Below are 16,838 nucleotides of genomic sequence, written 5' to 3' on the forward strand. Positions count from 1 at the left end.
AAACCGGGGGATTTAATAACCATCCCCGGTTAGAAACTTCAGATGACCCGTGAGCACCGACAGCTCGGCGGGTGTCTTCATATACAATTCGCCATCCGTATCGGCTGACATCGGCGCATCCGTCTTCACTTTTAACGTAGATGCCTTGAAGTATGAAATACTCTCACTCTGAGGTTGCCATTCTCCCTCTGGCTTGTGTGACAGAACCTCTCGCAGCAGCGGAATGCCTGTCTCATGAATAATGAGCACGTCCAGTTCGCCATCCTGCAACGCATCCGGTGCAAAGGGTAATGCATTTGTTCCCAGAAAACGGCCATTGGCTGCATAGATCATCACCGCTTCGCCTTCCATCTCTTTCCCATCCGCCTCCAGTTGGTAACGAAATGGCTCTGTATGACTAATTGTCTGTAAAGTGCTGATAAAATAACTGAGCTTACCCAGCGCGCCTTTCAGATTCTCGTTAATATTCTGCGAAGCATCACTGATCAAGCCAATGCCGAAAAAGTTCGTGAACACCCGATCATTAGCCCGTCCAACATCAATGGATACCATCCGACCTGCCAGCATTTCTTGTGCCGCAATCTCTGCATCCGGTGAAATGCCGAGCGAACGTGCAAAGTCATTACAGGTGCCTCCAGGCAATATGCCTATCAACGGAGGATGTTGCAGATCAGCCAGTCCATTCACGCATTCATGCACCGTGCCATCCCCACCCAGGATAAATACCACATCGAATTGTTCCCCGCGCTCACGACACAGCTTCTCTCCTTCACCTGGTTCATCCGTACGCACAATGACGAGTTCATGAACAGCGGGAGCCAGCACACCAGCCACAAGGCCTACTGTATTCTCACGATTGGCCTTGCCCGAATGATGATGATGAATTAACAATGCTTTGTTAAACTCCATCCCTCTTCCTCCATTCCAATGCTTGTTACCCTTTACCCACAAAGGTTGAAGCCGTAAACAAACCCTTCGCTACGCACTCATCATGATTCCAAATAGGTTTCCCAATCAGGTATGCATCCTAATCCTCATTCATTCGTAATAGCTAGATGACCCGTTTATCCATAAACCATTTCCTTGTTTAACCAGATGTATGCATGGAAAAAAGGGTTTCTCCGCACCTTAATGTCATAAGGCTGCAAATTTTGCTGGTGAGAACCCATTCAAATTGAGTCAAAACGGTTATATCTATACCATATACGAATGGAGGGATTCCCTATGATTCCGGCAACGTTGGAACAATTGGAGCAAGTTCGCAAGGAATGCCGTACCATGGTTCGCAAAAGAGCTACCGCATCTGCCGGTACAACACTCGTTCCGCTACCCGGTACAGACGTACTGGCTGATGTGGGGATGCTGATGCAGCTGTTGCCTGCCATTAACAATAAATTCGGATTATCACAAAAACAGCTGGACGGCATGGACCCCGAGACCAAATCCATGATCTATGGATTCGTGATGTCCATCGGAAGCAAAGTCATCGGTCGTATGATCACCAAGGAATTGGTTGTCCAGGTTCTGAAAAGAGTCGGCGTACGCGTAGCCACCAAATCGGTCGCCAAATTTGTTCCTTTTGCAGGACAGGGATTGGCTGCCGCACTCAGCTTCACAGCCATGCGCTATGTAGGTAACAAACATGTGGATGACTGTTATGAGGTCGTCAAACGCATGATTGAGCAGCGCGAATTAATCCCGGGTGAACCCGCTCCGTCTGCGCTGGAGGAAGCCAACAGCGACGACGTGAAGGCAGAAGTAAGGTCGGTCTCTAGCAATGACACTGATGAACCTGCGAACGATTCTAAGGATCAGTAAAATGCGGGTCATGCCCTGTTCAAACAGAGGCATCCAAAGTATCTCATGACTAATCTGGATGTCCCAATCGGTAATCTTATGCTCGTATGCTTGTATCTAGATTGATGTACAATGAATTCAAAATATAAATAAACGGGACAAAGCAGTGTAATTACACCGCTTCGTCCCGTTTTTATTTTTGCACGCATGGCATATGTAAGACAATTATGACTAAGGTTTATTAGAATATTTTAACGAACTCAGCACACTCTAATAGGCACAATTCCACAATACCGGCGTTCTAACGAATCATAGACATTTTATTTCCGCATTCTGCAGTTTATTTTACCGCTTTGTGTTGCTTATCAGAGAAATAACATGTCTCAAGTTCGTTAGAATTGGGAGTGCTTGATAATCCTCCATATAAGGTGTCTACGATTCGTTAGCATGGACGAAGGATGACCCCTCATCCTGTCTGCACCTCACGCAAACAACTGAAAGGCTGACGAGCACCACAACCCAATTACTATGCCAACGTTCCTTCATACCTTATAGATCCATCGTATCCAAACGAATCCAATCTGCTCCACATTAGAATCGACTCCTCTGGATACACGACAAATAGCCGGGAGCACCCCTAAGAGTGCTCCCGGCTATTCTAGTTAGTTACAGTGTAATCAGATCGCCTGCGGTTGTTGCTCCGCAAACTGACTATTGTACAGATCGGCGTAGAAGCCCTGACTTGCCATCAATTCATCATGATTACCCTGTTCAATCACGTTACCATGATCCATAACCAGGATCAGATCAGCGCCGCGAATGGTAGACAAACGGTGTGCAATGACAAAGCTCGTGCGATCTTTCATCAGATCATTCATTGCTTTCTGGATAAATACTTCGGTCCGTGTATCCACGCTACTCGTCGCTTCATCCAGAATAAGGATGGCCGGGTTCGCCAGAATCGCTCTTGCAATGGTCAGCAACTGTTTCTGCCCTTGAGAGATGTTCGACGCCTCTTCATTCAGCACCGTATCATAACCATCAGGCAGTGTACGGATAAAGTGATCCGCATGTGCCGCAACGGCTGCCTTGATTACATCGTCTTCCGTAGAACCTTCTCGACCATAGGCGATGTTGTCCCGAATCGTTCCGTTGAACAACCAGGTATCCTGAAGCACCATGCCGAACAGACTGCGCAGCTTACCACGCTCCATGTCCTTAATGTCTGAACCGTCAATCGTAATCCGACCATCCTGAATTTCGTAGAAACGCATTAACAGGTTGATCAGGGTGGTTTTACCGGCTCCCGTTGGTCCAACAATGGCTACCGTCTGTCCCGGTTTTACATCAATATTCATGTTATGAATGAGCAGTTCATTTTCTTTATATCCAAAATTAACACCTTGGAATGCAACCGCACCTTTAGGCTGCTGTAGTTGCACGGGTTGTTTGGACTCCGGAACTTCTTCCTCTTCATCCAGCAACTCGAATACTCGTTCTGCCGAAGCAATCGTTGATTGAATGATATTGGAGATATTTGCAATCTGGTTAATCGGTTGTGTGAATTGACGGGAGTACTGTGTGAAGGCCAGAATATCCCCGATAGAGATCGATCCGCGTGTAACAAAAATCCCACCAACCACACAGATCAGCACATAACCCAAGTTACCCACGAAACTCATGAGCGGCATAATAATACCCGAGATAAACTGGGCTTTCCAGCCGGATTCATACAGTTCTTCATTGACCTTCTCAAATTGCTGTACGGATTGTTCTTCGCGTCCAAATGCTTTGACGACCTTGTGTCCCGTGTACATCTCTTCGACATGACCATTCAGTTCCCCAAGGGATTTCTGTTGACCCGCAAAGTGTTTTTGCGAACGAGATGCAACCAGCATGACAACAACTACACTGAGTGGCAACGTCAAAATCGTGATCAGCGTCATCCATGGACTAATCGTCAGCATCATGATAATTACGCCGACAATTGTGACGATGGACGTAATGAACTGTGCCAAACTTTGCTGAAGTGTATTACTGATATTGTCCACGTCATTCGTGGCACGGCTAAGTGTCTCCCCGGTTGTGCGGGAGTCAAAATATTTCAAAGGAAGACGTCCAACCTTCGCACTGATCTGCTCACGCATGTCATACACAACACGCTGGGCCACACCGGCCATCAGGTATTGCTGAACATACATAAATGCAGCACTGAACAGATAGAGTCCGCCAAGCAGGTATAACACTTTCATCAATGCAGGAAAATCAATCCCGGCTCCCTGTACACCCTGAAGGATGGCGATGGCGCCTTTACTGAGAATATCCGTTCCTTCGGCCATAACTTTTGGACTGATGATGCTGAATACGGTACTCAAAATGGCTGCAACCAGCACACCTAGCAGACGAGAACTATGGGGCTGGAGATAACGAATCAAGCGACGCAGTGTGCCTTTGAAATCTTTTGCTTTCTCAGCGGGAGGTCGCATGCCCATTCCGGGACCTGGACCCGGCCCACCATGGGGACGAGGCGACTTACGTTCTGTACGTTCACTCATGCGATCTCCTCCTCTGTCAGCTGGGAGGATACAATCTCGCGATACACTTCATTGTGCTCCAGCAGCTCTTTATGTGTTCCTGAACCGACAATTCGGCCCTCATCCATTACCAGAATGCGATCGGCATCCATTACTGTACTTACGCGTTGTGCAACAATTAGCACAGCCGCTTCTGTCGTTTCGGACTTCAGTGCAGCACGAAGTTTAGCATCCGTTTTGAAATCGAGAGCAGAGAAACTGTCATCAAAGATATAAACTTCCGGCCGGCGAACAAGTGCGCGAGCGATAGACAGACGTTGCTTTTGTCCACCAGATACGTTGTTACCACCTTGTGCGATAAGGCTGTCATATCCCTCTTTCATCTCGGTAATGAAGTTCTCCGCCTGAGCTGTACGGGCCGCATGAACAACTTCATCCATTGTGGCATCGTCTTTCCCGTGACGAATATTCTCCGTAATCGTACCCGTAAAGAGGACTGCCTTTTGTGGTACAAATCCAATTTTGGCACGCAGATCTTCCTGCCGAATTTCACGCACATCCGTACCATTTACCCGAACACTGCCTTCGGTCACATCATAAAATCGTGGAATAAGGCTGAGCAATGTCGATTTCCCAGAACCCGTACCACCGATAATGGCTGTTGTCTCACCTGAGCGAGCTGTGAAGGAGATATTGGACAAAGCTGGATTCTCTGCGCCCGGATAACGGAAAGTTACATTGTCAAACTCAATCATACCCTGCATGGATTTCATACCACGAGGTTGCTCGGGATTGCTAAGATCCGGCTGCATATCAAGCACTTCGTTAATCCGTTCTGCCGATGCTGAAGCTCTTGGAATCATGACAAAGATCATCGAAACCATAATAAGTGAGAACATGATCTGCATTGCATATTGGATGAAGGCAATCAATGCACCGATGTTCATATTACCAGTGTCGATCCGCATTCCACCAAAATAAAGGATGGCAATCATCGAAAAGTTCATAACCAGCATCATCACAGGCATGATGGTCGCCATGAGCACATTAACTTTGATCGATGAATCTCTCAGTTCTGTATTGGCCCCGTTAAAGCGCACTTTCTCATGCTCCCCACGGTTAAAGGAACGAACAACCCGAATCCCTGTTAACTGCTCACGCAGCACCAGATTGAGACGGTCCAGCTTTTTCTGAATGGTTTTGAACAAAGGTAAACCCTTGGCGCCAATCAGCGCAATAGCTCCACCCAGTACCGGAAGCACGACCAGGAAAATCGTAGATAATTTGGCGTCCTGAGATACCGCCATGAAGATACCCCCGATACACATGAGCGGAGCCATAATCATCATGCGCAGCATCATTGTAAGTACATTCTGTACCTGTGTGATGTCATTCGTCGTACGCGTAATCAGCGAAGCAGTACCCATCTTATCGAACTCTTGGAGAGAGAAGTTCTCCACATGGCGGAATACTCTGCTACGCAGTTGTTTGGCAAATCCACCCGCTGTTCGAGATGAGAGATAACTGGCAATCACCGAACACGCTGTTCCGCCAATCGCGATGACCAACATCCATCCACCAATCTGCCAGATATACGGGATATCCCCTTTAATGATGCCGTCATTCACAATATCTGCCATTAACGTAGGCAGGTACAATTCAGCAAGCGACTGAAACAGTACCAACACCAGAATAAAAATAATCGGAATTTGGTATGGCTTCAGCATGCGAAACAGTTTCATCATGGCTTATCATCTCCTCTTGTCGAATCATCCTTTTGTAAGGAAGTTAATGTATCAAAAAAGGTGTATACCTTGGTCAACAACTCAGCCAGCTGAGTACTGTCTTGCTCACCCAAATGCTCAACTAATTTATTGAATATTTCCATGCGTTCTTGGTGAGCAGCCCGAATAATTTCACGACCTGCTTCAGTAATCGTGATGCGGACAGCACGGCGATCCTCCGGGTCCATCGTCCGTTTGACCAGCCCCTCATCTTCAAGGCCACGAATAACAGGTGTAATGGTCGGTGACTTCACTCGTAGCAATGCGCTGATTTCCGAGACTTTCATCCCGGGGTGATTGGATTCGATCGTGTCATTGAAATCAGGCGGATTGTCCTGCCAGTTCAATTGTTCTCCCGGATGCATCCCGTGGAGTAAACAACCCAGCACCATAATTTCATTGTGATTGCGCCCATGAGGTTTATGTTGCCTCCATTTGCCTTTATTAAACTGCATAATGGAGTACAAAAGCTTCTGAGCGACCGGATCTATACCTGTCATAATGGGTCCCTCCTTCTTTCTTTATCATTCCATAGACATCCAACATCATAGGACATCTATTAAATAGTAATACAATTAAATAGATGCACAATTAATTAGGTTTACTAAGTATATTATCGCAAGAAGCCATTGTCAAACATCTAAAAATAACCAACATAAACCCATAACCAAGAGCATACACGCGCTTGATTATGGGTTTTGTCATATGGCCTCCATTGGAGCCCACTATAGTTATTATGTACAATTCCATGAATTCAACTTATAAAGAAACTCCCGTTCATTACTCCGGTGGATGATGGCCCGGAGGTAAGGAAGGGGAGCATTTTATTACGATTGAAAAGTAGACACAAAAGAATCTTCTTATTGCATGATTAGGTGCGTTTGTTACTTATCAGGACTGTGAAGCAGAGACTGTTTTAGGCACTGAGGCAAACGGGAAATACTCTTTTGCATTGTTGTAGGCAATACCCTGTACGATCTGACCAAGCAGATCCATATCCTGCGGTGCCTCCCCTTGTTCGGCCCATTCACCAATTAGGTTGCAGACCAGACGACGGAAATACTCATGCCGGGTGTAGGACAGGAAGCTGCGTGAATCGGTCAGCATGCCAACAAAACGGCTAAGCAGACCAACATTCGCCAAGGCTTTCATCTGAGCGAGCATGCCATCCTTCGTATCATTGAACCACCAGGCGGCACCAAGCTGGATTTTGCCCGGAATGCCCCCGCCCTGGAAGCTGCCGATGATCGCCGCGAGCACTTCGTTGTCCCTTGGATTCAGAGAATACAGAATCGTTTTGGGCAGTGCTTGTTGCTGCTCCAACGCGTCGAGCAATCCAATCATCGCTGCGGAAAGCGGCGTATCATTCACGGCATCGTAACCAGTATCCGGCCCAAGTTTGGCAAACATCCGTGTGTTGTTGTTACGGGCTGCATTAATGTGGAACTGCATCACCCAGCCCCGATCTGCATACAGTTTGCCAAGGAACGTCAGCGTTACCGTCTTGTACTTGTCCTCTTCCTCACGAGTTACCTTCTGACCCGCAAGTACCTTTGCAAAGATGGCAGCTGCTTCTTCGCGTGTAGCCACGCCGTAAGGAACATAATCAAGTGCATGGTCAGAGACTCTGCCGCCGACGGAATGGAAAAATTCCACACGTGACTCCAGCGCAGCAAGGAAGGATTCATAATCTGAAATGGCAGTGCCAGATGCCTGCGACAGCTTGCCCACCCATTCCACGAAGGTATCCCGGTTCAATTCCAAGCCTTTATCCGGGCGGAAAGAAGGTAATACCGCCGTATCAAAGCCTTCGATTTCCTGAATTTTCAGATGATACTCCAGAGAATCCGTTGGATCATCGGTTGTGCACACAACAGTGACATTGGATTTGGTAATCAGATCGCGTGCACCGAATCCGTCACTGTTCAGTTTGGCATTTACTTTTTCCCAGATGGCCGGTGCGCTTGTCTCATTCAATACTTCGTAGACGCCGAAATATCGCTGTAATTCCAGATGAGACCAGGCGTACAGTGGATTACCAATCATCATCGGTACCGTTTTGGCATAAGCCATGAAACGATCGTAATCGGTTACTCCCTCGCCGCCGGTCACATATTGCTCTTCAATTCCGTTTGCGCGCATGAGCCGCCACTTATAGTGATCACCGTATAACCAAGCCTCTGTAAGATTGCCAAAGGTTTTGTTCTCGTAGATCTCCTGAGGACTGAGGTGGCAATGATAATCAATAATGGGCATGTCTTTGGCATAATCCTCATATAACTTGATCGCCGTTTCATTGTGCAGCAAAAATTGTTCATCCAGAAAAGATTTCATTCGCCTCGCACGCTCCCTTTAGGTGAGTTTACGTTCATATGGGTTCACTTCCCATCTTTACGCTACACTGTTTATCATCAAAGTTCAATATAAAATGATAGCGTTATCGAAAAAGGTTGATTTAGGCATATATTCGGGAACAAGGTATACTGGATTTAACGCAAGGATGCTGATCTGAAGATCACACAAGGAGATGAAATGAATTGAAAATCACTTTTCTCGGCACTGGAGATATGTTCAGCGTGGAGCAGCACCACAATAGTATGTTGGCTGAATTCGGAGACACGCATCTTGTCATTGATTTTCCAGAATCAAATGCTAAAGCACTCAAGGAATATGGATTCGCCATGACCGATATCCACAACGTGTTCATTACGCATCTACATGAAGATCATATTAATGGTGTACAGATGCTAGGTTATTACGCACAGATCGTAGGCGACCGCAAACCCCGTCTGTTCATCCACGAACAATTGGTAGATCCGCTCTGGAACATTCTATCCCCCGGCATGCGCTACACAACGGATGGTGAACGTACCATGAGCGATTACTACGATGTCGTCCCCCTGCCAGATGGAGGCACATTTGAACTGGGCGGCGTGACGTTTGAGACGTTTCGGACACAGCATGTTCCCGGTATGGTCAGCAATGGGCTACTCGCCAAACCTTACTTCTATTACAGTGCTGACAGTACACTCGACCAGGAACGGGTGGAGCAAGTTGCCGCTGATGTGCAGCTGATTTTCCATGAATGTCATATGCACGATCTGGTGATCAAGTCACACACTTCACTGAATGATTTGGAACAACTGCCTGCCGAAGTGAGACAGAAAACCGTACTGATGCATTATCATGACGAGTACGCGGATGCGGACAAACGGAAACAATTCAACCGCGAGCATGATCTGCGGATGGTTGGCACGTTGGAATCATTTGAACTGGAGTAGGTAAAACCACAAACCCGAAAAGCCTGGAGCATTTTCAATGGAACGAAGTGAGTTCAATCGAATGTGGGATACGATGAATCAGTATTTTGAAAAGTAATAACCTTACTATCTCAAATAGATAACCGGCAGCGTCTACTCAGATTCCTCATACGGAACTGGCGGATGCTGCCTTTCTATTAATCTAATCTCTCTCCAATGACTTCATATACTCAATCGTCCTTGGAGACGGCTCGGCCTGAACATGAAAATAATCTTCCGTTCGCTGATCATTTGGGCCATAGGAAATTTTGATATACATATCTGCATAACGCTGGAGGATATTGCTGTCGATCTCCGCCTTTGGTTTCAAGACGTAACTTCTGCTCAAACTCAATCCAAGCGGTTCCTTGTCAGACTCTAAACTAATCTCGTGTGTATTGCTCACATTGGAATGAAATAACTCTCCAGCATTTATTCGATTTATCATGTTGGTATCGAGGGTGAAGGACTGAATGACATTAACCATGGGCACCCGAGCCTCATTCACCAAAATCTCATAAGTAATCCGATCAACTCCGGATTGATGACTCACATCCACCGTTGCTGTCAAATTATAATCATCTGGCGAGTTCGTCTGAAAAGACTCAAGGTTCTTCGTAACCCGCTCATTCAAATCTCTTCGCTCCGAATTCAACGTATACTCATCGGTTCGCTTCGGTTCACCCGCTGGCCCCTGGTTTGGTCCCAAACTGCAAGCCCCCAGACACACGGCTATTACACATAGGTACATGACCAACGGGAAGAAACGGTTCATCTCTCTTTTGGGGCTCATGCCATCCCTCCTCTTCTCCAATCTTCTGCAAAGAATATCGCTTATTACGTTCTCTCATTTTGTTTTCTAACACTCCATATTTGGATTATTGTACCATGTATTAAGATGTGGGACCGAACTGTTTCTTTCTCATTTCATGTTTTTAATTGTAGCAGTGATTCGTTTGCGTATGGCGGGACAGGTTACTGAGATTCGTTAGAATTCCAATAACGCTAATTCAGTGCAAATAAGGTGCCCTCGGTTCGTTAGGATGGAGTTTTAGTTGTACCTAGATAAATGCAAAAAAACCACCTGAACACAGGTATGTGGTATTATCCCCTTTAAGTAGACACTTGAAAAAACCTTCATGTTATCATGAGGGTTCAAGTGACACTTGGAGGGGATATTTTTATGGCCAAAAAAGGACAAACATTTCACACGTATACCGAAGAATTTAAATTGAATGCTGTTAGATCCTATGTCGAAGGTTCTTCAAGTTACAAGGTGGTCGCTGATCGCGAAGGAATTCGAAACTGTTCACAACTGAAGGTGTGGGTAAAAAAATGGAAAAACGGGGAAGCATTCGATGAGCGAAAAAACAATGTTCCGAATCCACTGAAAGGACGGCTTCGTACTGCCTTTAGCAGTGTAGAAGAGGAACGGGACTACCTTCAAGCACAGGTAGATTATTTAAAAAAGCGGTATCCAAATCTAGTAAAGGAGAAGCACTGAGCCAACGGGAGAACTACGATATCATAGACGAATTGCGTTGCTCGCATGGCATTACACGCCTATTATCGATTACAGGAATACCCCGTTCCAGTTACTACAAATGGCGAGCAACACAGCCACAGCGAGACGCAAGACAAGACCGTGAGCGTGAGATCAAAGAGCACATGATGGCTATTCATTTTGCAAATCGAGAGTTTGGTTATCCTCGCATGACAACGGCGCTCTGGGAGTCTGGTCTGAACGTTAATCACAAGAAAGTATGGCGAATCATGCGGGAACTATCGATCCAATCGGTAATTCGCAAGAAGCGGAAGAAGTCCAGCTATACGCCATCTGTGATTTATCCGAATCGCCTAAAGCGCAAATTTCATGCCACAGCACCTCAGCAAAAAATGGTGACGGATATAACTTATATTTCGGATGGAAACACATTCGTTTACCTGTCTGTGATTCAAGACTTGTTCAACAACGAAATTGTCGCTTGGCAATTATCTAAACGGAACGATGTTCAGCTCGTATTGGATACGGTGGAACAATGGACACAAAAAAGAGACGTTTCGGAAGCCGTGCTCCATTCGGATCAGGGCTTCCAATACACGTCTCAGGTGTACAACTCACGATTAGAAGCATTCGGCGTCAAAGGCAGCCACTCTCGCAAAGCAACCTGCCTGGATAACGCATGCATCGAATCTTTCTTTTCGCATCTCAAAACAGAGAAGCTGTACCTTATCCAGTGTAATTCAGAAGCCGAGATTCGACAAGCCGTGGAAGATTACGTGTACAATTACAACTACCGACGCTTTCAAGCCAAACTCAAACAGCGCGCACCGATTGAATATCGATGCGCGCTGGCAGCATAGCTTTTTTCATCTGTCTACTTGACAGGGGTATGACCAATGCTCGCTCTCCTGTTCAGATGGTTTAACGATAACGATCTATCTATATACTGTTTTTATGCGGTGGGTGTACCTTTTCTTATATTGCCTGGCACATGCCGTTACTCAGCGTCAGCGCAGTCCTCATTCTGTTCCGGAAGGGCCCATACCGAGACGCCTCCACCGCACACATGGAAGGTGGCCCAGCCGTCTTCCTCAATGGTAATCTGATCATCACAGCTCTTCGTCAGATCCACCCAGACTTCACCAGCACGATGCTCTCCGATGAACATTCTCTTCTCACCGTCATCCCCGTTGGAGATGACCACTGCACAACCGGAACCTTCGATTTCCTCTACGCCACGACGTACCCAGCCAATCGTATTGGCGTGATCGAAGTAATCTTCCTGCTCTCCATACGCTTTGTTGCAACGGGCAGACAGCAGAATGTCCAAAATCTCTTTTTTGCCATCCACAGGTTCAGGACCACCAATGCCATAATAATCCCCGTAAAATACAACCGGATAACCATCGCGACGTATTAGCGTCAACGCATAGGCGCTTGGCTTAAACCAGTCTCCAATCCATGATTCCAACGCTTCATGAGGTTGGGAGTCATGGTTATCTACAAAAGTTACCGCATGGGTAGGATGTGTCTGAACCAAGGTATCATCAAAAATTTTGGAGAGATCAAAGTCTCTACCTGCAAGCGAAGCCTCATGCAACTTGTAGTGAAGAGACACGTCAAACAAGTCGATCTGATAGTCTACCGTATCGAGGAATTCACGACATGCATCCAGGTTTGAATTCCAGAACTCGCCTACGATGTAGAAATCCTGACCGCGTTTGCGGATCATCTCTGCTGCGAATTCCTTAATGAATTCATGGTTGATATGTTTAATCGCATCCAGCCGGAACCCACCACACTGGAGGGTATCGATCAGCCATTTCCCCCAATCGATCATCTCGCGCCGAACATCCGGGTGGTTATAATCTATATTGGCGAACATCAGATAGTCATAGTTACCAAACTCATCATCGACATTCTCATTCCATTTTTTATTCTCTCCTGCGATGCGGAATACACCCGTTCGTTCTCCCTTGGCATCAAAGTCCGTGCCGTTGAAGTGTTCAGAGTTCCATTTAAAAGAGGAGTATTGATCCCCGCGACCCGGGAATGTGAATTTGGTCCAGCCCTCAATCTCAAACGGCTCAGAAATTTCCTTCGTTCGATCATTGGGATCAACCTCGATCACTTTGAACACTTCCGTCTCATCTGCTCCGGCCTTGTGATTCATAACCAGATCCACATAGACGGCAATGCCGTTTTTCTGACACTCGGCAATGGCCTCCACCAGTTCCTGCTTGGTGCCATATTTGGTCCGTACGGTACCCTTTTGATCAAATTCGCCCAGATCGTACAGATCATATACACCATAACCTGTATCTTCTGCTGACACTGCCTTGGTTACGGGTGGCACCCATACCGAGTCAATGCCTTTGGCTTTCAGTTCCGGGGCCATTTCAGCCAGTCGCTTCCAATGATCTCCGTCTGCAGCCAGGTGCCATTCAAAAAACTGCATCATGGTATGATTTCTCTTCATTATAATCGACCTCCTTGATTGCTTTCGAAGCGGACCGCGGAACGGATAGGGTAATCGCCGTTGTTCGTTCGTTGCTAACCAAGTTATAACCCTTTCACCCTACCCTTCAATCATATAAAGGAAAGAAAATCAAAAAATATATGCTGTATAAGCTTAACAAAGATTATTTACACTGACACTACGATGACAGAATAACCTTCCAATCGCTGTTATCCCCAGATTTTTTGATTCCCTTTTTCGAAGGGGAAAATCCGAGGATAAAGGCGAACGCTTCGCTTTTTCAGGTTTTTTCTGTCCTCTCCGTTATCGTGTAAATGATTAGTTCAACTTATATACATGCATCATTTCATTCGTAGTTCGTTCATCAAATTCGTTTATAGTCCCGCCACTCCTCGGGCAGCAGGGAACGATACGGTTCCTGGATAAAACGATCGTCGACCAGCACCAACACACCCCTGTCTTCCTCCGTCCGAATCAGCCGTCCACCCGCCTGCAGCACCTTGTTCATACCCGGAAAGATATAGGCATAATTGAATCCGTTGCGTCCTGTCCGATCATAGTAATCACGTAATACGTTGTTCTCCAGACCAATCTGCGGCAGCCCCGCGCCTACCACAACGACGCCATTCAAGCGGTCTCCCGGCAGATCGACACCCTCAGAGAATACGCCACCCATGACGGCAAATACCAATCGTGTTCGTTCAGGATTGGGTTGGAAACCATCCAAAAACTGCTCCCGTTCCAGTTCGTTCATGCCTTGCTTTTGTATAACCGTATCCGCTTCACTTGGAAGCTGTGCATAGGTCTCATATATCTCGCGCATATAAGGGTAGGAAGGGAAGAAGACCATCAGATTGCTGCGCGGCCATTCACTTACCAGCTGTTGCAGCATCTCTGCAATGGGGCGCCGGGATTGCTCCCGGTCCTTATATCGCACAGATAAGGGCAGAAGCCTTACATCCAGTTGTTCACGCTGAAATGGCGATGGAATCTGCAATGTATAATCCTCTTCCTCTGCACCCAGCATATCCCGATAATAGCGAAGGGGTGACAATGTAGCTGAGAAATGAATGAGCGAGCGGAATCCTTTGGCCGTCTGACGAAGCAGTACCGAAGGATCGAGACAAAATAACTTTACTCTCACTTCACTTCGAACACACTCTGCATACGTAATAAAACGTTCATCATACAGCTTGGCAATACGCAGGAAATTCTGTGCCGTGAAGTAGGCATCCAACAGCAGCTGATCCGTCTCGGCATTCCCCGAACCACCTTCAACAAGACATTGCTCCGCGACCATGACAAAAGGCTCCAGTCGTTCAATCAGTTCCTCCGGCGCCTCCTGCTGGATGATCTTTCCTTCTTCTCCACCGTTTTTCCGAAGGGTAATCAGATACTTATCAATGGCCCCGGTGTAGTCAACAATGGCTTTGGCAGCAGGCACACTGCTGTCCAGCGACTGGAACTCTCTTTTCACATCCAGAAATACTGCCTTCTCCAGCTCAGCGGAAAACATCATTCGGCCACGATCGACCAGATTATGAGCCTCGTCCACCAGTAACACCGTCTTGCGTTTCTGCTCCTCCAACATTCTTTTCAGAGAGATCCGTGGATCGAAAATATAGTTATAATCGCAGATCACCGCATCGGCTGCATACGCCGCATCCAGTGAAAACTCAAACGGACACACCCGATGTTTGCGCGCATACTGCTCGATGACCGGACGTGTCATTAATGTCTCATGTTCCAGCATATCCAGCACGGCCCCGTTAATACGGTCATAATACCCTTCACACATGCCACACTGCCCCGTATCACATGCTTCCTCTTCCTTAAAACAAATCTTGTCCTTCGCGGTCAGACTGATCACATGCATCTTCAATCCTTCCGATTGCATCCGGGCAAAAGCTTCTTCTGCCGCCACCCGTGTCGTCGTCCTCGCGGTCAGATAGAACAATCGGCTTGCTTCGCCTTCGCCAATCGCTTTGACCGTGGGGAACAGTACAGACATCGTTTTACCAATGCCTGTTGGTGCTTTGGCCATCAATCCCTGACCCTCACGGATTGTTTTGTAAACGGCTCCTGCCAGCTTTCGCTGTCCCTCCCTGTATTTGCGAAAAGGAAACGGCAGCTCTTTCACACTGATATCACGCTTTTCTTCATATGCAGCGATCATCTCTGCATATGGCGCATAACCGGCAATCACTTCTGCCGCAAACTGCTCCAGTTCCTGTCTCTCTGCCATTCGGCGAAACCGTCTTTCTTCATGGGTCACCGAATGCACATACGTCAACTGCACTTGCATACGTGGTTCATCTTGCTGAACGGCGTACATGTAGGCATACATCATGGCCTGCGCCCAATGCACGGGAAGCCCCTCACCCAGATCATCCAGATTGCCCGCAGTTGATTTGATCTCATCCACCGTCAACTGACCCTCCAACCGGATCAGGCCATCACATCGTCCCTCCACCACATAGGTCAGATCCCCATGTTGAATCTCAGCTTCGAGCACAATCTCTTTCAGATCCTCTTCCGTGTACTCCTTCTGTACCCGCTGATGAATTCGAGTTCCCTCCTGCATCGAGGCATTGGTACGGAACCCTGGACGTATGCTGCCGCTGCGGTACACATACTCCACCAAAGGTCTAACCGATATCCGAATTGTTGTTGTCATACGATCACCCGTTCTGTTTGTAGTGATTATACTTTATCATGAAAAGACGTGCTCAAACCAGTTGATCCGCCGATTGGACTCGCACAATCCCATATGCTATGTTGAGATAGAATGTACTTAATAAGGAGGCAGCTTCTATGTATATCTATTTGGTTCCTTCACCGATTCCGGATGCACTTGCTGCATACCCGCATCTGACTTTGCGAAGCGAAGAGCACGTGCGTCTGGCTATTGAATCCGCAGAACGCCTGATGAATATCGAGTCTGATGATAAAGTAGCCGCATATGAAGCTTTTGATGCCGCAGGCTCCTGGACTGGCGGTGGTTACGCTGTTCTCAACAATATCCCTGTCACAGAGGATGGTCGTAACGATTTCGAAGAACGGTTTAAGAACCGTGCCCGCAAGGTAGAAGACGAGCCTGGCTTTGTTGGTATTCGTGTGCTTCGTCCTCTGAAGGATGACACATATGTCGTACTTACACTCTGGCAGTCGGAGGAACATTTCAAAGGCTGGCAGGAATCCCAAGCTTATAGTCACGCTCACCGTAACCGCAGTACTAGCGAAGGGCTGACCGCACAGAAGCCTACCATGTTCCCCAGACCTTCTTACGTCACAACGTACACTATAGAATAACGAAAATGGGTCGCATCTGGCTTTTATCGCAATGGCCCATGTTTTTTCAAACCTCTTCCTGCATGGAAGAGGTTTTTTGCCGTCAATTGTAGAAGGCTCTCATTTTTGACACAGCCATGCTCAGATAGG

General features: G+C 47.0%; 13 protein-coding genes. 5 read left to right on the plus strand and 8 right to left on the minus strand.

The window, feature by feature from the left end; translation table 11 throughout:
• Positions 1-12: 12 nt before the first annotated feature.
• Positions 13-909, minus strand: a complete 897-nt coding sequence (locus tag V6668_RS28395; protein WP_338707245.1) for a diacylglycerol/lipid kinase family protein — start codon at positions 907-909, stop codon at positions 13-15.
• A 315-nt stretch (positions 910-1,224) separates the two neighbouring features.
• On the opposite strand from V6668_RS28395, the gene V6668_RS28400 reads away from it, so the two are divergent.
• Entirely contained in the window at positions 1,225-1,818 is a 594-nt protein-coding gene (locus V6668_RS28400) for a hypothetical protein (RefSeq protein WP_036612896.1), read from the plus strand.
• Between the two features lie 656 nt (positions 1,819-2,474).
• Here the strand turns inward: V6668_RS28400 and V6668_RS28405 are convergent.
• From V6668_RS28405 to uxaC, 4 genes are all read right to left on the minus strand, one after another.
• Entirely contained in the window at positions 2,475-4,352 is a 1,878-nt protein-coding gene (locus tag V6668_RS28405) for an ABC transporter ATP-binding protein (protein ID WP_253503938.1), read from the minus strand.
• On the minus strand, positions 4,349-6,076 hold the full coding sequence (locus V6668_RS28410) for an ABC transporter ATP-binding protein (protein WP_036667885.1): 1,728 nt from the start codon (positions 6,074-6,076) through the stop codon (positions 4,349-4,351). Before V6668_RS28410 ends, V6668_RS28405 begins: the two co-directional genes overlap by 4 nt.
• The gene (locus tag V6668_RS28415) at positions 6,073-6,615 is read right to left on the minus strand and encodes a MarR family winged helix-turn-helix transcriptional regulator (protein WP_036612904.1); all 543 of its coding nucleotides are present in this window, start codon (positions 6,613-6,615) and stop codon (positions 6,073-6,075) included. Before V6668_RS28415 ends, V6668_RS28410 begins: the two co-directional genes overlap by 4 nt.
• A 391-nt stretch (positions 6,616-7,006) precedes the next feature.
• A complete protein-coding gene (gene uxaC / locus V6668_RS28420) occupies positions 7,007-8,449 on the minus strand; it encodes a glucuronate isomerase (RefSeq protein ID WP_036667887.1) in 1,443 nt (480 codons plus the stop codon).
• Between the two features lie 203 nt (positions 8,450-8,652).
• On the opposite strand from uxaC, the gene V6668_RS28425 reads away from it, so the two are divergent.
• Positions 8,653-9,396 (plus strand): MBL fold metallo-hydrolase, encoded by a 744-nt coding sequence (locus V6668_RS28425; RefSeq protein ID WP_036667888.1) that lies wholly within the window; start codon positions 8,653-8,655, stop codon positions 9,394-9,396.
• Positions 9,397-9,577: 181 nt separating this feature from the next.
• Here V6668_RS28425 and V6668_RS28430 read toward each other — a convergent pair whose 3' ends face one another.
• Complete coding sequence (locus V6668_RS28430; RefSeq protein ID WP_036667889.1) at positions 9,578-10,207, minus strand: hypothetical protein; 630 nt, start codon at positions 10,205-10,207, stop codon at positions 9,578-9,580.
• A gap of 390 nt (positions 10,208-10,597) precedes the next feature.
• On the opposite strand from V6668_RS28430, the gene V6668_RS28435 reads away from it, so the two are divergent.
• Positions 10,598-10,918 carry a transposase gene (locus tag V6668_RS28435; protein WP_036667891.1) on the plus strand — a complete coding sequence of 107 codons (321 nt, stop codon included), beginning with the start codon at positions 10,598-10,600 and terminating at the stop codon, positions 10,916-10,918.
• Between the two features lie 23 nt (positions 10,919-10,941).
• Positions 10,942-11,778, plus strand: a complete 837-nt coding sequence (locus V6668_RS28440; RefSeq protein WP_235193718.1) for an IS3 family transposase — start codon at positions 10,942-10,944, stop codon at positions 11,776-11,778.
• Between the two features lie 137 nt (positions 11,779-11,915).
• Here V6668_RS28440 and V6668_RS28445 read toward each other — a convergent pair whose 3' ends face one another.
• Both V6668_RS28445 and V6668_RS28450 read right to left on the minus strand, forming a co-directional pair.
• On the minus strand, positions 11,916-13,397 hold the full coding sequence (locus V6668_RS28445; protein WP_338707246.1) for an alpha-amylase: 1,482 nt from the start codon (positions 13,395-13,397) through the stop codon (positions 11,916-11,918).
• A gap of 364 nt (positions 13,398-13,761) precedes the next feature.
• Positions 13,762-16,074: an ATP-dependent DNA helicase gene (locus V6668_RS28450; protein WP_076253721.1), complete on the minus strand. Its 2,313-nt coding sequence runs from the start codon at positions 16,072-16,074 to the stop codon at positions 13,762-13,764.
• 137 nt (positions 16,075-16,211) lie between these two features.
• On the opposite strand from V6668_RS28450, the gene V6668_RS28455 reads away from it, so the two are divergent.
• Positions 16,212-16,709, plus strand: a complete 498-nt coding sequence (locus V6668_RS28455) for an antibiotic biosynthesis monooxygenase family protein (protein ID WP_036612926.1) — start codon at positions 16,212-16,214, stop codon at positions 16,707-16,709.
• Positions 16,710-16,838 lie beyond the last annotated feature (129 nt).

Source organism: Paenibacillus amylolyticus, from assembly GCF_036894225.1.
GTDB classification, from domain to species: domain Bacteria; phylum Bacillota; class Bacilli; order Paenibacillales; family Paenibacillaceae; genus Paenibacillus; species Paenibacillus amylolyticus.